Raw genomic sequence first — 16,347 nt, forward strand, 5'->3', positions numbered from 1 at the left:
TCCTGGCGCCCTTTGTTGAATTTCTCGTCATTCAGGATACTAATGTCGGACAGGGATTTTGCGTCGCATTTGACTGTCCATCGGGCGGTTTCCAGCGTCGCAGAGAGATTTTGCGGTGAAATTCGCCTGGAGCCCCCATAATGCAATACGACCGAACAGACGCCCGCATCCTGGAGATTGTGCAAAAGAACAATCGCTTAACTTCCGAGGTGATCGGCGAACTGGCAGGGCTTTCCGCTACGGCCTGTCAACGACGACTGAAAAGGCTCCGTTCTGACGGCATTATTGAAGCCGATGTGTCGATTGTTTCGGCGAAAGCGGTAGGAAGACCTATCCAAATGCTAGTGCTCGTGAGCCTCGAGCGTGAGCGCGCCGACATCATTGATAGATTTAAGAAGGCCATCAAGGCGTCGGCTGAAGTGGTCAATGGATTTTACGTCACCGGCGACGCTGACTTCGTCCTCTACATCACTTCTCGCACCATGGAGGATTACGAGCAATTCACGAGGAGATTCTTCTATGAGAATCCAGACATAAAGGGTTTCAAGACGATGGTTGTTATGGACAGAGTCAAGTCAGGGTTTGCTATTCCGATTGAGATCCCGCCTGAAGAATGATGCAGATAGCGGTATGCATTAAGAGTGGAGCATATGGCTCTTAAAGTCCCTCTTAAACAAAGGGCCGCTCACGAGGAGTGGCTCTTTCAAGACAGGGAGGAAACGCCCTGTTGAGGGCCTCGGGAATCAGGCCGCAACCTGATCATTGAGGCCTGCGCGAAGATGCGGATTTTCGAGCCCCGCAGCAAAGCTTGTTCGCGAGAGCTAAACCAAAAGGCAATGTGGCGTTGTTCAGAGCCTGGCTCGAGGTGAGCGGCACAGCTCCGGCATATTTGCGACGCAGTAATGGATGGCGCCATCCGCTTCGTAAGTCAGATCGGCATCCGTCGTCGGACGCGATGTCTCGAAGCATCCACCCTGATCGATGGTCACGTCAACGATCACAGAGCCCGGCGGATCGAAGTCAACATATCGCGCCTGACGAGCTTCGGTGCGCTCGCGCCGGGAATGACACCGCACCGACCACACATCCGCCGCAAATACTATCCAGTTCGCGGAGCCGCGGGATCGAACGGTCGAGGACTGCACCCAGGCCGTCAGCCATGCGCCCGGCATGCGTTCCTACAACGCCGCCTCCGATCACCACAATACGGCCGGTTGAACAACTGGCACACCGCCAATCAATACGCCCCGTCCACCTGCATACCTCTTGAAAGCCGCACCGGCTGCTTCGATCGCACGCCTACCGGCAACCTCGCTCATCGGAGCAAGGAGAGGAAGGCCATCATGCGCGTCATCACAGTTTCATAGGCGATTGCAGTGCACCCCGACTTTATAAGGCCCTTTGCTTGCTCCGGGTATGGCGCCAAATGCAGGTAGATGAAAAGAATCTGGTTCTCGCGCAACTGCGTTCATTCGGAAGGTTGAGGCTCCGTTTTATGATCATCGCGCTCGGCGCAAACACCTCGTGAGCAGAGACCGCAATGGTTGCCCCAGCTTTACGATGATTGTCATCACTGGCGCCAATCCCAGCTCGGCATCGACTCAACCAAGACATTGTGACCGGCGGCAACATATTCGCGGACAGCCCCGGTTGTCAGTCCGACGCGGTATTCGTGCGTCTTGATTTCCTTTAAACACCTATCCTCATTTGCAGTTGGTGAGCCGCTCTTTATCGAAGATCGGTGCGAACCTGCAACTTAGATGGGTAAACAGCGCAGAAATACACGATTCGATATAGCGAAAGATTTCGAATGGATGGCGAGTGCTCGAGTTTTGCCAACCTAGGAGGCACTTGTCTGAACTGGTCTCGCATTGCGTCGCCAAAAATGTTCCTGAATGCTGAGTTGTTGCCTCAAATGGCAAGGGAGCGCAGGGGCAACGATGAGGCGATTGAGTATGGCGAGGCGCAAGGAATTGAAATCTGCATTGGCGCGGCGCTACAGGGGTATCGAGCCATATCGAAAAGGGCCGTATTCTAGACGAGTTCGTCGCGCTTACTGGCCTGCATCGGAAGCATGCGATGCGGCTGCTGCGCCGCGACCCTGGCGGCCAGACAGCAGTGCGTCGCAATCGTGCGCGGATCTACCAAGAGTCCGAGAGAATTGTGCTGGTACTATTTTGTGAGGCCGCAGACCGGGTGTGCGGCAAGCGTCTGAAGGCCCAGCTGCCGATCTTGATTGAATCGATGGAGCGTCACGGCCGTATCGACCTGACGCCAGAGGTTCGGGCCAAATTGTTGTCGATGAGTGCGGGGACGATCGATCGGGCGCTTCGAAGCGTTCCTGAGCAAAGCGGCCGGCAGCGCCGTCGCTCTGTAGCAAGTGCTCTGCGACGCACAAAACGTACAGCGCCCCCCGCGACCCCACATCAGCGGCTGGTTGCCGAAGCAAGAACACCTGATGCCGTCCGCGCCAGCGTCCACGAAATCTCTGCTGGCCTGGACCCGATCGCCTTACTGCACGATATCCGAGCCGTATAGGAGCAGTTGGCCAATCTCACCGACGCCGCCCCAGCACGCCATCCAACTGCTATCCCGCCGATCGAACAGTTCTTGTCGAGCTTGCGAATCGCGTGCAAGATGGAGCGGAACGCTCGACCGAAAGGCCCGTTGCGAAGCCGAAGCGTGAGCGGTGACGCCCTGATCCGCTCGTCAAGGCTACGCCACAGCCGCGAATGGTTCGAGGCCGAGCCATGGCGGACCAGCAGCGAACTCCTGTCCAGAGCTTCACGCAGAAAACCCAGGGGTCTAGCCGCGCAAGGTACTCCGAACTCTTCAACGTCGTCTCAAATTGTGGCGCAGCGAGCACGCAAGCGCACCGGTGTTTGGCCCTGGGGGAAAGGCGGCACAAAGCGACGTGATCGTCACATCACCGGAAAGCCCGCCGCTGCTTGGATGAAGGAACGACGATGAAGTAGACCGGTGATCAACCGTGCTCAAGGCTGGCGCGTTGCGCCACCGCCTTCGAGGAGGTCGATCGGCCGGCGCTCAAGCCATTGCCGGCGAGTTCCTACGCGCCCGCCGAGTGGCGTCGCCGCGTAGCCTCGACTACCACGTCGAGATGGAGAAGCATTACTACAGCGTTCCGCATCGCTTCGCCCGGGCCGAGGTCGAGGTGCGGTTCACAGCCCGCACCTAGAGATCTTCCACAAGGGCGATCGGATCGCCGCGCATCAGCGCATGAGCGGCAAGCACAAGCACACGACCGTGCCGTAGCACATGGCCTCTAATTATCGGCGCTACGCCGGCTGAACCATCGCACGTATCCGTATCAGGACGCCGCCATTCGGTGGGCGACCAGCGCATTGTACGACCTCATTCTCGACGAGCGCTCGCACCCCGAGCAAGGCTTCTGCGCCTGCCTCGGCATCCGCAGGCTCGCTGCCCCCTATGGGCGCTAACGACTGGACGCCGCGGCTTCGCGGGCGATCGACATCGGCGCGCGCACCTATGGCTTGGTCAGGTCGATCCTCGCCAACAACCTCGGTCGGCGTCCCGCTCATCAGCGCTCCCCGAACGATGCGCCGATGCTGCACGCCAACATCCGCGGACAGGAGACCATCCCTTGCTACCCATCCAACCCTCGATCGCCTCAACGCCCTCGGCCTCCACGGCATGGTCAAGGCCTTCGCCGACATCGTAGCAACCGGCGAGGCCGCAAGCCTCACGCCGAATGGCTTGCGCTGCTGCTCGAACGTTAAGCCTCGCTGCGCCGCGACAAGCGCCTCGCCACCCGCCTGCGCTACACGAAGCTGTGTTAGCAGGCGTGCGTCGAGGACATTGACTACCGCACCCCACGCGGCCTCGACGGCCCGCTGTTCGCCGAGCTTGTCGAGGGCCGCTGGATCGACCACCATGCCAACCAGCTGATCTGCGGCCCGGCCGGCGTCGGCAAGAGGTGGCTCGCCTCGAGCGCTCGATCACAATTCCTGCCATGACAATCGCTTCGTGCTCCATCAACGTGTTCCGCGGCTGTTCGACGACCTGGCGCTCGTACGCGGCGAAGGCCGTCATCCGCGCCTGCTGCACGCCCTTGGCCGCGTCGATTCGCTCATCCTCGATGACCGGGGCTAGCCCCCCTCGATGCCGGCGCCCGCCACGATCTCCTGGAGATCCTGGAGGATCGCTACGGCCGACGTTCCACCCTCGTCACCAGCCAACTCTCCGTGGCCTATTGGAGCTCAGACTTATGCTGATGCGGTCCTCGATCGCCTCGTCCACAACGCCCATCGGCTCGACCTCACCGGCGAGAGCCCGAGCCGAACCCCGTCACCCCGCCCGAAAGTCCTAAGCTCGTGGCGCCGTGGACATGCCGCTGCGCTTGCACAACGCGATCGCGTTGCCCACATGGCCACAGCACAGCAGAAGAAAAACAGATTCAAGTTGCGTTTCCAGATTGACCACGCGGCGCTTGACCGAACCAGCCGGCCAGGACGCCTCGCCGCTGGGCGAGATCAAATCGGAAGAGTGGGCGACTTCGTCGGAATCCGCACACCTCGGATAATGTCCGAGCACAATTTGGTGTTGGCGGGCGCGCCAAGCTGTCGTGCGGCTCGTTGAAGCAAAATCTCGACAATAGTAGTCGACCGGCTATCCAGAAACACCTGCGCACCGGATGCGCTGAGTCGACTTCTCTGCATTGCCTTGCACCGGATCCGCAGTGCGCGGCCGCGTATCTAGTCCGGTGCTCTGGGCTCAGTTGTGCGAGCGGCCGCTTAGCATTCTAAGCGGAGCACGCCAACATTCGACGCCTTGATGCCACTAGGCTGGCAAGGCATTGAGTCCAAGAATGACCAATTTTCAGAGAAGAAGCTATTCGGCGATCCGCGGCCAAGCGCTCGAGCGAAACGCCTTCGAGGGGCGGTGGCCCGGCCGACTGCGGCAGCTTTCGGCAAGCCGCGGAGCTGTGAGCGCAATTCGTTCCGGCGCGAGTAGACGTGGAGTTTGCATGCGATGCTAGCGCTGCAACTACTAGTCCGCGGACGCCATCCCATGCAACGCTTGTCTATGCACTTGGTGTGATCTCCAAAGCACCATCTCTTTCCAATCTGCCGCTTGCGGATAGAAGTGCCATTTGACCGCTTGGCGAATCTGACGTCCAGCTTCGGAAGCGACCACGTCGGGCCGATACATGAACAACCAAAGGTCTTCGCGGAGTACCAATCGGCCCCTCGGGGGCTGGTAGGTCCCAAACTCAGGGCAGACATATGTGTGGCGGTCGCCCAGAGTTCGCTGCCAAAACGCATCTTGTGTACCAGGAATGGAGACTGCGGAAGAAGTCCCGAGCACTGGCGAGGTCACTGAAGCGCCAAAGATCGTAGCGGCACGTTCATACCCTTCGCGGCCCGACGACAGCTCGCATTGCAACTCCCCATGCCCGTATGGGCCGAGTCCTGTGTGGTAATCGAGAATAAGGACTCGCTTACGCCGTGCCACGTCAAAATCAGCCGCGATCTGCTCGAGCGTTCGCCTTGCTTCGGTCGGTTCAGTCCCCCCGTAGAACGCGCCGCCCGGTTGGGTGTATTGCCCACTCGATGCCGCTTTGCGAAATGCGAGCTCGCCGTGCGCCTTCTCATAGGCCGCAAGCGCAGCTTCCGCGCGTCGAACGCCCTCCTCCGAAATATCGACGGGAACGAAATGTTCCGCCAATTCGTCGTATCCCGGGTTTTGAGGAAGTGGCTCGGCAAAGTCGATAAAGTTCCGATTGAGGTCGACGCCCTCGGCAGTTACTCGGCGGTCCCAGGCAAACCCGTAACAATTGAGCGCATGTACAACGAGCAGCGCTGTAGAAGGTGGCAGCACTTCGTGGAACTTGGCCTGTAAGAATAGAAGCTGTGCCGCGGACCCACAGTAACCTTCCACACCATGTGTGCCGGAAATCAGGACGAGGAGTCGCTCGGCCCGCGTCGGGCCGAAGTAAGCGACATCGGTGAACAGTTCCTCGCCAGATGGTCCTGTTGAGCTGCACTTATAGGCTCGTGACCCCGGGGTGACTTCCAGAAATTTGTTGCGTGCTTCCCTGTAGCTATCAGAAAAAATGGTGGCGACGCACTGATTGGCGATATCGAAATTCATTTCGCTGGTCCTACTGCGGCAAGTCATTTGGGTTGGAGAGGCCCGTCGTTGGAGCGTTCTCGCATGGTGTCGCGACGACTCGCTATCGATGCTGTGTGTCGGCGCATTGACGCTGAGCAGCACTTCGACATCCGCTCGAAAACGGCTGGGGGTCAGTAGTTGACCAGCATGTCGCGTGACATGCTGCTCAGCGGTTTTGTGCCGTTATCGGTAACGCGGACGGTCTCACTGAAGATGTAGCCGTCGTCCTTTTCCCAAATTCCGATGAGGACGTGAAAGGTCATGTTGGGTTCAATTATGGTGTCGTCGTCCGCCTGGAAGCTGCATCCACCGTCAACCCAACCGAGGCCAATGGAGTAACCGCTCCTGGATTCTTTACGCACGCCATAAGGTCTAAAAGCGCGCTGAAACGCGTCCGAAACATCGGAGCATCTTACTCCCGGCCGTATTGTTTCGAGCTGGGCAATGAAGCCGTCCAAGGCGGCTTGATGTAGGTGTTGCGCCCGAGCGGGTGGCTCGCCCAAAAAAATTGTGCGCGCCAAAGCGCAGGCGTAACGGTGGCGGAAGGCGCCGAGCTCGAAATTGGTCTGGCAGCCCATCTTATAGCGCCTGTCAGTCCACCTGAGATGCGGCGCGTTGGCGGGAGTACCAACCGGCATAACAATAGGTCCACCGGGACCGCCGGGAAACTCCGGTGTGCCACTGATCAACGCGTGTGTTACTGCAGCGGCCACGTCGCATTCGCGAGCGTCAGTGGAGATCGCCGACCGACCTACCTGCATGGCCTTTTCTACGATCTTTCCACCCTGCTCCATGTAGGCGAGCTCAGTTGATGATTTTACTCTCTTCAGCTTTGAAATCATGCCATCGGCGTCAATGGGCTTCGACAAGTCTAAGCGGTTGCTCAAGACTGCATGGCCCTTCACTCCCAACATCTTGTCCGTCAATTCGATCCCGATGCGGCTCGACTTGATGCGCTCGCGAATCAGATCACCAATGGGCAGCCATGGCGTCAACTGGCTCGAACCTATGTATTTTTCGGAATAACTTAGAACGCGCGATTGCGGCAGGTAAGAACTGGCCGTTGCGCATGCGACATCCATCTCGCGCAAGATCAGCTGCGGATCCTCCTCGTCCTGGCACACCAGAGCGAGCTGCGGAACGTAATCCGAGTACCCATCATATCCGGTGAGATAGTTCATATTTGATTCGTCTAGGACAATTAGCGCATCCATACCGCGCTCCTCCATCAGCCGGCGCAGCCGAGTGGTGCGCTCGCGATATTCTCGTTGACTAAAGGCGGGCACGAGCAGCTTCTCCTATTTTTGTTGCCACAACGGCAATGGACCCGGAATCGTAACCATGGACCCGGAATCGCAACCATTTAAATTTAACAGTGTGCGGACGCGCCAAGTCGGCGAAAAGTAGACGAATTTTGACGCAATCCTGCAAATACATCTGAAAAGGAGCCCTGCAATTCGCGGGGCACTTTCCCAAATACTTCCGTATGGGCTTTCGCCGTTTGGTCTGCCGAAAAGGGAATGCCCGGTTTCGAAGAGGGTTATCGGGGGTACTCCTGCATCGCGATGTGCACGCCATGGCTGGCGTTGGTCGCGCTAGGCCGTCGGGTGACAAAGCAGATGCCTGGCCGGTGCGTGAGCTTGCGATAAGCCCCGCCATCTTCGCGGCGCCGCCTTCCGCGCGGCTGATGACATCGATGCTCGTACCATGCAGCGCATCGAGTGTCGCGAGATCGCTTTCATCGGGCACATAAGAAACGTTGCGAACAAGCTTGTCATTCTGCGTGTGCAATTTTAGACACTTGGGTGACACAAGCTGGTCGACAGGAATTTGAGCATCGTTTCGCCTCTTTGCCTGCCTCATGACTGCTCCTTGTAGGTATCGACAACTGGTTTAGCGAAGCGCTACTTGATGCACGGAGAGTACTCTAGATCGTGGACTGCTTCTGGGTGTCACGCGCCATGGAAAACTGCCTTCGGCGTCACGAGGAATTCCCCCTCCTTGGATAGCCGAGGGGAGAGCGATGAACGAGGAACGAATCGCGGAAGGCTCGTCGGGGTCTGCAGCGGATTGTGCGGCAGCCTGCGCTGCAGCCATCACACAGTGAAGGGCTACGTGGCGGGTCGCCTGAGCGCCCGAAACGACGCCGTGGCCTCGAGGTTGACTGCGCGAGAGGTTCATTCCGCATCGCGGCAATGCGGATGTGGTGCGCCAGAACCTGTTGGCCGAGCAAGGCGTGGCAGTCAGCCGGCGAACGTTGCAACGCGCCGTGCAGCCTCCTATCGGCGGGCTCTGAAGGCCGAAGCACTGGCGACGAGCGGTTCGAGACGCCCCCGGGCCGGCAGCTGCAGATCGACTTGGGCGAGCGTCTGGTCGCGATCGGCGGGGTGAAGATCAAAGCATTTGTGTTCGTGGCGACGCTCGGGCATTCGCGGCGCTTCGCGAACGCGATGAGCTTGTCGTTAAACTGAACCGAGCGGCTGACCGCGTCGTGGCGCACCACGAGCACGCGTGGATTGTCCATCAGCACTTCCTCTGGCACGCCGTTCTCGGCCCTGAACGCACGGACATATAGCAGTATCGGTTGCGTCGAGGCCGTTTGTGCGAGTTGGGCAGCGGACTCGAACCCCGCCGAGGCAGCAGTTCGGGTAAGCTTCGGCCAGCGCCCGGAAAACCTGCGCCGCCGCGAATTGATGGACGGTCGACATACCAGCGCTTGTACGGCCCCCCAGTAGCGTCCGGGAAGGGCGATGCGGTGACACGCATCGGATAATTCGATCTAAAATCTTCGATGTTTTTAGTTCGGTTATAGCCTGTGGTTTGATGACCATCGAAATGGCTGCCTTCGCGCATGAGAGCTCGTGCGCTTGTGGCTTACAATCTGCGCCGGATCCGCGTCGAGCGCGGTATTCCGCAAGAGCAATTAGCCTACGATGCAGGTGTTGATCGCTCCTATATGAGCGGACTTGAGCGCCAACAGGCGAACCCGACAATCGATCTTCTCGATCGCCTTGCCGAGACGCTCGGCGTTGCTGTCTCCGAGCTGTTTGTTCGGCCATCCAAGGGGGCGCCGCCGCCCGCCACCTTACCTAAAGGTCGCAAGCCAAAGCCGGCAAGCCGCAAAAGGACCTAGCCCCCTGACAGCACCGAGCTATTGACGCAGATCTTGTGCGGTATTGGACCAGGTATCAATGCGCTCCCACGCGGATTTTATGCGCAGCCGAACCTTGATACGCGGCAACCCGCCCTAAACATCGAATAATGTGATGGATGTTCATTCTGGTGCCGGAGCAGGCAATGGCGGCTCAAGACGATGAAGTTCCTTTAAATGCCATCCGCGCTTTTGTGACCGTCGCACGCGAAGGCAGCGTCACGCGCGCCGCCTGCAGCTTGGGAACGACGCAGAGCTCGGTCAGCCGCTATTTGTCCGTCCTGCGGGACTATCTCGGTGCGGACCTCATCGAGCGGCGCGGCCGGCGCAGTGATTTGACCGAGTTCGGAAGACTATTTGCTAACGCAGTGTCTGAACCGCTCGAGACAGTCGCCTTCACCGCCAAGAGAATGCGGCGGCGAGCGGCCGCGGGCACCAATCGGATTGTCGTTCGCACATCATTGTCGACGTTTGCGTTCTCTCTTCTGATTCCAAATCTGCAGGCATTCTCTTCTGAAGCGGGCGACGTCATCGTGGACGTCGTTAGTTCCCTTTCGCCGCCGAGATCTTCAGACGATTTCGATGTTTTGATTACACGCGATCTTTCCGTCATCGAACCTGCCGATAATTGGGAGATTTATAATGAGGAGCTGGTATGCGTGGGTTCACCCAATCTGGTTGGTGGCAGAGAGCTCTCGATCGTGCGATCAACGCCGATCCTGAACATCACATCTCGTCCCGATATCTTGCCAACATGGCTGAGGGCCATGAACCTGTCGCCAAACGATGTACGAGCGGGCGCGCGGTACGATCACAATTATCTTGCTCTGCCGGCAGTCATGACGGGAAAATGCCTTCTTGTCGCACCGGAAATCATCGTCAGTAACCTGGTGCGAGGGGGCACTTTGCAAGTCCTCCCCGGCTCCCGTGCTCCAAGTGGCATGCAATATCGCGCCTATGCTATGGATCGCAGCGCGCAGCCCGAGATCGCTCGCTCTTTTTGCCGGTGGGTCGCCCGTCTTTGCAAGAAGGCCACGCTAGCGCAGGGTAGCTGAATGCATGCCCAGGTGAGTTCGATGAGTCGACCAGAGATCTAAGTACCGCCCATTCAGACCGGGGGCACTGAACCTTTAAGACACTCTGAACAAAGCTCCTGGGATCTCCCGACGAAGATAACGCCTTGTGCAGCGCTCCCGAAGACAAAGGACGGAGCGAGAAACCAGAAGCGCAGGAATTTATCCAATCGCCTATCCTGCGATCCAGCAGAAGAGGTTGCATAGAACGGAGCCATGCCAAGTCTGCCTGAGAAGTCATGAACTGTCATCTTTACGTCGGGCTTTGTCGAGGAATGCGCGGCAGCGAAGGCGCAGGAGGCGCCGGCCTAGCTTGACAAGCCGAACGGTTCGGCTGCGCAAATCGTCTGTTTTCCAGCCGCGCTCGGCGATACGATGCCTTCCAAAAAGGCCTTGCGCGATTTGGCGATAGCTATTTCCCTCCTGCCATCCATCCAATGCGCGCAGCGCAAGGATCAGCCGGCGCTGCTTCAAAGCAGGCAAAGCAAGAGGAGGCATTCCGAGACGCCGACCCTCAAGGGCGAGCCAAAGTCGACGTGCGGCCCCCACGCGAAGCTCAAAATTGGAGTCGAGCGGTAGATGGACGAGGAAAGCAGATGCGCTCCTCGGAAGCTCGCTTAGCCAAAGTCGATGCTTCGTGCCACCGAGCGGCACGATCGCATGCCATCCATCCGGCGCGCGACGAAGCTCGCTGCCCGGCAGATTGGCGAAATCGAGCTGGTAGCTTTTGGGCGCAATGTGGTTGGCCGCCCGCACAGCCAGTACGGTCGACAGCACCTCGGGCGCCCAGAAGACTACTTGCTCGTCGAAAGTCTGTTGCGGATCAGCTGGAAAACGAGAGCCCCCACTTGCGTCGGAACTGGCCCGCCGCTGCGCTTGAACGTTCGCGGCGAGATAGCCGCTTATAATCCTCTTGGTAGTTGGGATCCCGGCGCAGCCACTCCCAGGCCAAGTCGGCAGCTTCTGCCTTTTTCAGGCCGCTGTACGCTTCGTCAGATCTCCAGTCAGTATTCGGCATCGCCCTATTTCCCGCAAGATATCAAACGGGGCGAATGCAGCCGATGATTGTGGCCGTTTCCGGTTGCTTGCGCACCGTGTGCGCGCCGTGAATGCACTTAATCGATGGAATGATCAACTTTTGCGATGCTAGGAATTCCGTGGATTCTGACATCAGCGCTGTTCATGGTTTTGGCCAACCGCCACCTAGCAGATCGCGATAGCCCTGGCCCGCCAACCAGTTGGCCCGAGCCAGATGACTTTCGAACGTGCGTCGCGCACGATCAGGTTCAACAGCGGGGTCAAGCCCAAGCACAATACGCGCGATTTCGCGCCAATCCGCTTTATCAGCAGTAGCATCGAGAAGCCGCATGTATGTAACAGCGTGCTCCTTGTCATAGGACGTGAGCTCGTGCGCGCTGGGCGCCAAGTCTGCGATCTTCGGCTCGGCCGGCACTCCCTGAAACTCCTAGCCAGCTGAAAAACCTATCGAAATCGGAGCAACGATATCCATCTTGAGGTCGTTTTGGTACCGCGCCAATGGTCGCACGCCGACCTCCTTTTCGCTCCAAGACGGCAATCGCATATCGGCCCACCGTGACTTGGCGGCTCCATTCTGCGCTTTCCCAGTTTCACAGCAGTCCATAATCGAACTCATCGCGGATTTGCTTTGTTCCTAGCGGAAGACCCGGTGACCTATGGTGGACCGGCCCCTTGCACTCGTGAAGGCAATGCCGAGGAACAGGCCAACCGGAGAATATTCGTTTCCCTTTTGGAGCTCCAGGCGAGCGGTTCTCCTATTTAGTCGCGATGCCCGGAAAATGCCGCTGTACCTCTGAGCGGCGATTCTCTGCCATTGGAAAGCTATTTGCCTCGCTGGAACGCTCGAGATGGTCGGCGAGATTCGAAGACGACAAACACTATAGGCGTCTGCATCTCACCCTCACCCGCTTCCTCGAAGCAATTGGAGGACAGCTACTGGTTGGATGCGAGCTTATCGTAATAGTCTGGCTATAACCAGTGGTTTCATAATCATCCAAATGGCTGCCTTCGCGCATGAACGCTCGTGCGCTTGTGGCCTGGAATGTGCGCCGGATCCGCGTAAAGCGCGGCATTCCGCAAGAGCAACTGGCCTATGATGCCGGGATCGACCGCTCATACATGGGCCGGATTGAGCAGAAGAAAGAGAACCCGACTGTTGATCTCTTGGACCGTATCGCCGCAACCTTGGGTATTCACTTGTCGGAACTGTTCACTGAGCCGGCCAAGGGTGAGGCGCCCCCTAAGCCGATGTCTAGAGGACGCAAGCCGGCGCGCCTTGGCCGGAAGAGGACGTAGTTGTCGAGAGAGCCATGTTTCAGCTACGACGGGAGCGAGCAAGCCTGAGGGGGCCCACCTCCTCGTTTGATCTAGATTCGGTCTCCTGCTCCAGCCGATGTCGGCCCAGCAGGGTTGCGCTGAGCCGCCTCCGCCGGAGCGGCCTGTTATAAGCGGTGCATGAACGCGTGCGCCGCTCGCGTAAACCTACGGACCGCCGCTTGAGCCCGAGGTTTTCAAAGGGTCTGTTGCGGTTTGTCTCGGATCTGGTGATAGGAGCGCCAACCGGGACTTCTGCAATGGTATGGAGGGACGTGCTACCCTAGTGCGCGATAGTATTGGAAAGATCCGTTCTCCAGAGCAGTCGTGAGGATCAAAGCCGTGTACGGCTCCAGGATGAAACCTCCTGCTGGCCGAAGATCGAGGATGGGTGTGATGCGCTTGCCGGGACGCAACTGTAGGTGCGACTGGAAAGGCTAGACTGGCGGCTTGTCCGTAAGACACGTAAGACGGCGGCATGAACACGACCGGGATGGTTTCTGCCGGCGCTGGGCGATGTGAACTAATTTGGCAGGTTACGCCCCTCAGCCGATCCTGCGGGCTGTCTTGAGTCGCCGAGCGTCTTACCAAATCGCTAGGTTCGCAGAGGGTCAAGCCGCCTTAGCGGCGCGTGATTTCGGCTTCATGTGCGGTACGCCGGCGTCAATCGCAAGCTGGTCCACGGCCCAATGAGGACTGCCGTTTTTGTTGACGGGGTACGGCTCAGTCGCGCGATTGTCCCAGACTACGACGTCGCCTTGTTTCCAGCTCCAGCAGAGGGTGTTCCGCGGCGCGATGAGGTATGATTGCAACCGTTCAAACAGTCGTTGGCTGGGGTAGCGCTGCAGGCCGACAAAGTTCCGCACGGAGCGACCGAGCGCGAGCATGCGTGCGCCGGTCTCGGGATGAACACGAACGACCGGATGTGTCGTTTCGTAGATCGTTCCGGTAGATACGGTGCCCCATGGCTCCTTGTGGGCTTCGGTAGCCACCTCTGTCGCAGTGAGATCGAATGCGACGCAGCTCACAGCCCAGAGGTTATCAGCAAGCATCCGCAGGGGGGCAGGCAGGTCAAGATAAGCGGCCGCCTTGCTCGACCAAGCGATGTCCCCGCCAAAAATGGGGATTGCTGCTCCCCGCAGCACTGAAATTGTCGGCTGGCCGGCACAGAAGGCGCCCTGATCGTCATTATCGTCATTAAGGTCGAGATGATTGCCGGCGGGATCAGGCAGCGTCTTCTGGATTGTGAGGCGCTCCCTTGTGTCCACCATTGCGAGATTCGGTATCAGCGAGCCGAGCCGGAGCACAAAACGCTGTTTCTGGGCATCATCCAGATCTCCCTGATCACGGAAGAAGATGACCTTGTGTTCTAGCAGCAGCCGGTGAAGGGCTATCATGGCCTCGTTCGGCAAATCGTCCGACAGCCTAATGTTCTTGATTTCGGCACCAAGCCGATCTGCGTGCTTGATGATGTCTGCTCGCGAAATGACGTTATCGACGGCCATTGTGCCACTCATGACGGCGCCTCTCTCATGTGGATGCCTAAACAAGCCCGGTGTCTGGTGGTTGTGTCTGGCGACAAACGCGGCAAGGCCGTCTTGAGGACACGCATCCGCACCGTCTGAGCGTGGGGATCACCACACCCACAATTAGGCGACCGATTTTTGATGCACACCACCAGCATCTTAGGATCTGACGCCCTCGGCGTGTCGGCGCGGCCAATGCCGTTCGTAGCGAAGACACTCGCATATGGGGCAACCAGATCGATCTGCCGCATAACCAACAGTGCCGATCATAGACGCAATCCATGTCCAGTCCATGAAACGAAACCAGCTTTCTTTCCAAGCTTGCGCAACGTTCGCCTCGTCTCAGAACTCGTGTTTGGAAAATCCTCGAATAACGATCGCGTCGTCACCCCACCCCGCATGGCCTCATCCGCACGATGAAGAATGGATCTGGTTCGCGCCTGGGCTTGCAGCGGAGGACAAGCGCCGAAATCTACCTATAGATGTATCATGTCAAAATGACTACTTCAACGCGTTCACAATCATTTTTCCGCGACTTCGCGTTTTTCAATGTGCTGCTTCGTTCGTCAGCGGATCTATTGGGCTTGCTCTCATGACTTTGCCGAGCAAGAGAGCTGCGCAACAACGCAAGGCTGTAACTTCCATTTCGGCTTAACCACGGACTTAATCCCTCGGTTTCAAAAATTTTCACTCGCCGCGGAATGCAGATCACCCCGGCGGCGGCCTGAAAAGCTGAACTCGATTGTTGGTGAGCGCGGCCCTAGAAGTGGAGCTATATGTCTAAGCGATCAACTTTGATGAGACCGTAAATTCAGCCGCGCTGTATGCAAAGGCTGCGACCAAGACGCGCGGCGCTATGCCCGGGGGCTTTGGGCCTCACTCTGCTCCATCACGGTCCGTATCAGAGCGCGTCTAGCAAACTTCTTCAGCGGCATCGGCTTGCCGAACAAATAGCCCTGGACGAGGTCGAAGCCGAGCTCGCTCACGGCCACCAGATCGGCCCCGCTCTCGACGCCTTCCGCTACTGCACGCGCGCCTTAACCCTGGGCAAGCTCGACAATGTGGCGGCACACCGTGCGTTTCAGCCGGTCATTGCCGCAGCAATCGACAAATTGCCGGTCGGCTTTCAGCTTGATGAAGGGAATCCTGTCCTGTCCCATCAGCTCCGGCCAGTTGGCACCCAGCTTGTCGATCGACGGGCCGATATTGTGGAAGCTCATCTCGCGAGAGATCCCGGCCAGGAAATCGAGGTCGACGATCGCCTCAACGCTGGCGATTTTCCATCGTCAGCCCACCGAAGGCTGGATGCATCGGTATCCGGCGGCAGAGGTCGCGGACGACCTGCGGCTTTCTCAGATACGATGCCGGCAGGTTGATCGACAGATCGATCGCGCTCTGCCGTTCCAAGAGATAATGCCAGTCCTTCAGGGCGCGCTCGATCACGAACTCGGACAGGTCGCAGAAATGGGGATCATACCCTTCCGGAATGAAATAGGCCGGCGGGACCACTCCCCAGGTCGGGGGTGCCGTATTCGCACCATTGCACGGCGATCGATATTCGACGGATACCAGCCAGCAAAAAGCCGCCCGACCGTGGACCGAGCCTCACTGGCACGCAGAAGCCGAAGATTGCGAGTATGGCCCGCGGCCAAAGCGCTGCAGAGCGCAGGCAAATGGCGAGGACTAAGGGGCGTTCTTTTTCCCGACTGACCCTTGAAGTACGACCGTGCCGCTGCGCGTAGCGACGCCGACCGCCGTAGGGAGGCTTTCGGCGAGCAGCTCCGCGGCAGATTGGGTCGGAATACCGAGCGTCACGGCAACACGTCCGATATTGTCCGCTCCGAGCGCGGCCTCCACTTCTTTCGCGGAAAACGGCGTCGGCGCCTTTTCTGCCCAGCTCGACACCGTTTCGGCCAGGCCCTTCTTCTCGAGTCCGACGACCACCGACTGTAGATCGCCAACCTGCGACGTCTGCAGGGCTGCGCCAATGAGCCTCGGAAGAGCGGACTCGTCCACTCGGCTCACCAGGTCACGGAAAGTGCCACCGAAATCGTCGAAGGGGCGCATATGACTTCCTTGAAGCTTCGCTAGA

At 58.5% G+C, this 16,347-nt stretch carries 12 protein-coding genes and 6 pseudogenes; 7 read left to right on the plus strand and 11 right to left on the minus strand.

Annotated elements, in window-relative coordinates:
* Positions 1–140: 140 nt before the first annotated feature.
* Positions 141–617: an Lrp/AsnC family transcriptional regulator gene (locus tag GGD62_RS37010; protein WP_183713475.1), complete on the plus strand. Its 477-nt coding sequence runs from the start codon at positions 141–143 to the stop codon at positions 615–617.
* Between the two features lie 144 nt (positions 618–761).
* Here the strand turns inward: GGD62_RS37010 and GGD62_RS41950 are convergent.
* Both GGD62_RS41950 and GGD62_RS41955 read right to left on the minus strand, forming a co-directional pair.
* A pseudogene (locus GGD62_RS41950) lies at positions 762–1,083 on the minus strand (alanine dehydrogenase); the annotation flags it as partial.
* 232 nt (positions 1,084–1,315) lie between these two features.
* Positions 1,316–1,732, minus strand: a pseudogene (locus tag GGD62_RS41955) (hypothetical protein).
* Between the two features lie 208 nt (positions 1,733–1,940).
* On the opposite strand from GGD62_RS41955, the pseudogene GGD62_RS37020 reads away from it, so the two are divergent.
* The 3 genes and pseudogenes from GGD62_RS37020 to GGD62_RS37030 all read left to right on the plus strand — a co-directional run.
* A pseudogene (locus GGD62_RS37020) lies at positions 1,941–2,956 on the plus strand (hypothetical protein).
* Between the two features lie 126 nt (positions 2,957–3,082).
* Complete coding sequence (locus tag GGD62_RS41960; RefSeq protein ID WP_409333984.1) at positions 3,083–3,196, plus strand: Mu transposase domain-containing protein; 114 nt, start codon at positions 3,083–3,085, stop codon at positions 3,194–3,196.
* 380 nt (positions 3,197–3,576) lie between these two features.
* Positions 3,577–4,311, plus strand: a pseudogene (locus tag GGD62_RS37030) (ATP-binding protein); the annotation flags it as partial.
* A gap of 717 nt (positions 4,312–5,028) precedes the next feature.
* Here GGD62_RS37030 and GGD62_RS37035 read toward each other — a convergent pair.
* The 3 genes and pseudogenes from GGD62_RS37035 to GGD62_RS41210 all read right to left on the minus strand — a co-directional run.
* Positions 5,029–6,132, minus strand: coding sequence for a DUF2817 domain-containing protein (locus tag GGD62_RS37035; protein ID WP_183713478.1), 1,104 nt, complete (start codon positions 6,130–6,132; stop codon positions 5,029–5,031).
* Between the two features lie 152 nt (positions 6,133–6,284).
* Positions 6,285–7,439 (minus strand): Xaa-Pro peptidase family protein, encoded by a 1,155-nt coding sequence (locus GGD62_RS37040; protein WP_183713481.1) that lies wholly within the window; start codon positions 7,437–7,439, stop codon positions 6,285–6,287.
* A 266-nt stretch (positions 7,440–7,705) separates the two neighbouring features.
* Positions 7,706–8,016: pseudogene (locus GGD62_RS41210) on the minus strand (thiamine pyrophosphate-binding protein); the annotation flags it as partial.
* Positions 8,017–9,004: 988 nt separating this feature from the next.
* On the opposite strand from GGD62_RS41210, the gene GGD62_RS37045 reads away from it, so the two are divergent.
* Positions 9,005–9,286 (plus strand): helix-turn-helix domain-containing protein, encoded by a 282-nt coding sequence (locus GGD62_RS37045; protein ID WP_183713484.1) that lies wholly within the window; start codon positions 9,005–9,007, stop codon positions 9,284–9,286.
* Positions 9,287–9,423: 137 nt separating this feature from the next.
* A complete protein-coding gene (locus GGD62_RS37050; protein ID WP_183713487.1) occupies positions 9,424–10,359 on the plus strand; it encodes a LysR family transcriptional regulator in 936 nt (311 codons plus the stop codon).
* Positions 10,360–10,614: 255 nt separating this feature from the next.
* On the opposite strand, the gene GGD62_RS37055 is transcribed toward GGD62_RS37050, so the two are convergent.
* The 3 genes from GGD62_RS37055 to GGD62_RS37065 form a co-directional block, all read right to left on the minus strand.
* A complete protein-coding gene (locus GGD62_RS37055; RefSeq protein WP_183713489.1) occupies positions 10,615–11,154 on the minus strand; it encodes a DUF2285 domain-containing protein in 540 nt (179 codons plus the stop codon).
* Between the two features lie 46 nt (positions 11,155–11,200).
* Positions 11,201–11,395, minus strand: coding sequence for a transcriptional regulator domain-containing protein (locus GGD62_RS37060; RefSeq protein ID WP_183713491.1), 195 nt, complete (start codon positions 11,393–11,395; stop codon positions 11,201–11,203).
* A gap of 162 nt (positions 11,396–11,557) precedes the next feature.
* Entirely contained in the window at positions 11,558–11,830 is a 273-nt protein-coding gene (locus GGD62_RS37065) for a DNA -binding domain-containing protein (protein WP_183713494.1), read from the minus strand.
* Between the two features lie 599 nt (positions 11,831–12,429).
* Here GGD62_RS37065 and GGD62_RS37070 point away from each other — a divergent pair.
* Entirely contained in the window at positions 12,430–12,711 is a 282-nt protein-coding gene (locus GGD62_RS37070; RefSeq protein ID WP_183713497.1) for a helix-turn-helix domain-containing protein, read from the plus strand.
* A 629-nt stretch (positions 12,712–13,340) separates the two neighbouring features.
* On the opposite strand, the gene GGD62_RS37075 is transcribed toward GGD62_RS37070, so the two are convergent.
* The 3 genes and pseudogenes from GGD62_RS37075 to GGD62_RS37085 form a co-directional block, all read right to left on the minus strand.
* On the minus strand, positions 13,341–14,234 hold the full coding sequence (locus GGD62_RS37075; protein WP_246800445.1) for a TauD/TfdA family dioxygenase: 894 nt from the start codon (positions 14,232–14,234) through the stop codon (positions 13,341–13,343).
* 875 nt (positions 14,235–15,109) lie between these two features.
* Positions 15,110–15,826 (minus strand): annotated as a pseudogene (locus GGD62_RS41220) (EAL domain-containing protein); the annotation flags it as partial.
* Positions 15,827–15,938: 112 nt separating this feature from the next.
* Entirely contained in the window at positions 15,939–16,322 is a 384-nt protein-coding gene (locus GGD62_RS37085) for a YidB family protein (RefSeq protein WP_183713503.1), read from the minus strand.
* Positions 16,323–16,347: the final 25 nt, after the last annotated feature.

The sequence above is a fragment of the Bradyrhizobium sp. ERR14 genome, assembly GCF_014198235.1.
Taxonomy (GTDB): Bacteria; Pseudomonadota; Alphaproteobacteria; order Rhizobiales; family Xanthobacteraceae; genus Bradyrhizobium.

Bases quoted from the DNA above. Each gene is read 5' to 3' on its own strand.
- GGD62_RS37010 (WP_183713475.1), top strand. From the start codon at position 141: ATGCAATACGACCGAACAGACGCCCGCATCCTGGAGATTGTGCAAAAG.
- GGD62_RS37035 (WP_183713478.1), bottom strand. From the start codon at position 6,132: ATGAATTTCGATATCGCCAATCAGTGCGTCGCCACCATTTTTTCTGAT.
- GGD62_RS37045 (WP_183713484.1), top strand. From the start codon at position 9,005: ATGAGAGCTCGTGCGCTTGTGGCTTACAATCTGCGCCGGATCCGCGTC.
- GGD62_RS37050 (WP_183713487.1), top strand. From the start codon at position 9,424: ATGTTCATTCTGGTGCCGGAGCAGGCAATGGCGGCTCAAGACGATGAA.
- GGD62_RS37060 (WP_183713491.1), bottom strand. From the start codon at position 11,395: ATGCCGAATACTGACTGGAGATCTGACGAAGCGTACAGCGGCCTGAAA.
- GGD62_RS37070 (WP_183713497.1), top strand. From the start codon at position 12,430: ATGAACGCTCGTGCGCTTGTGGCCTGGAATGTGCGCCGGATCCGCGTA.
- GGD62_RS37075 (WP_246800445.1), bottom strand. From the start codon at position 14,234: ATGGCCGTCGATAACGTCATTTCGCGAGCAGACATCATCAAGCACGCA.
- GGD62_RS37085 (WP_183713503.1), bottom strand. From the start codon at position 16,322: ATGCGCCCCTTCGACGATTTCGGTGGCACTTTCCGTGACCTGGTGAGC.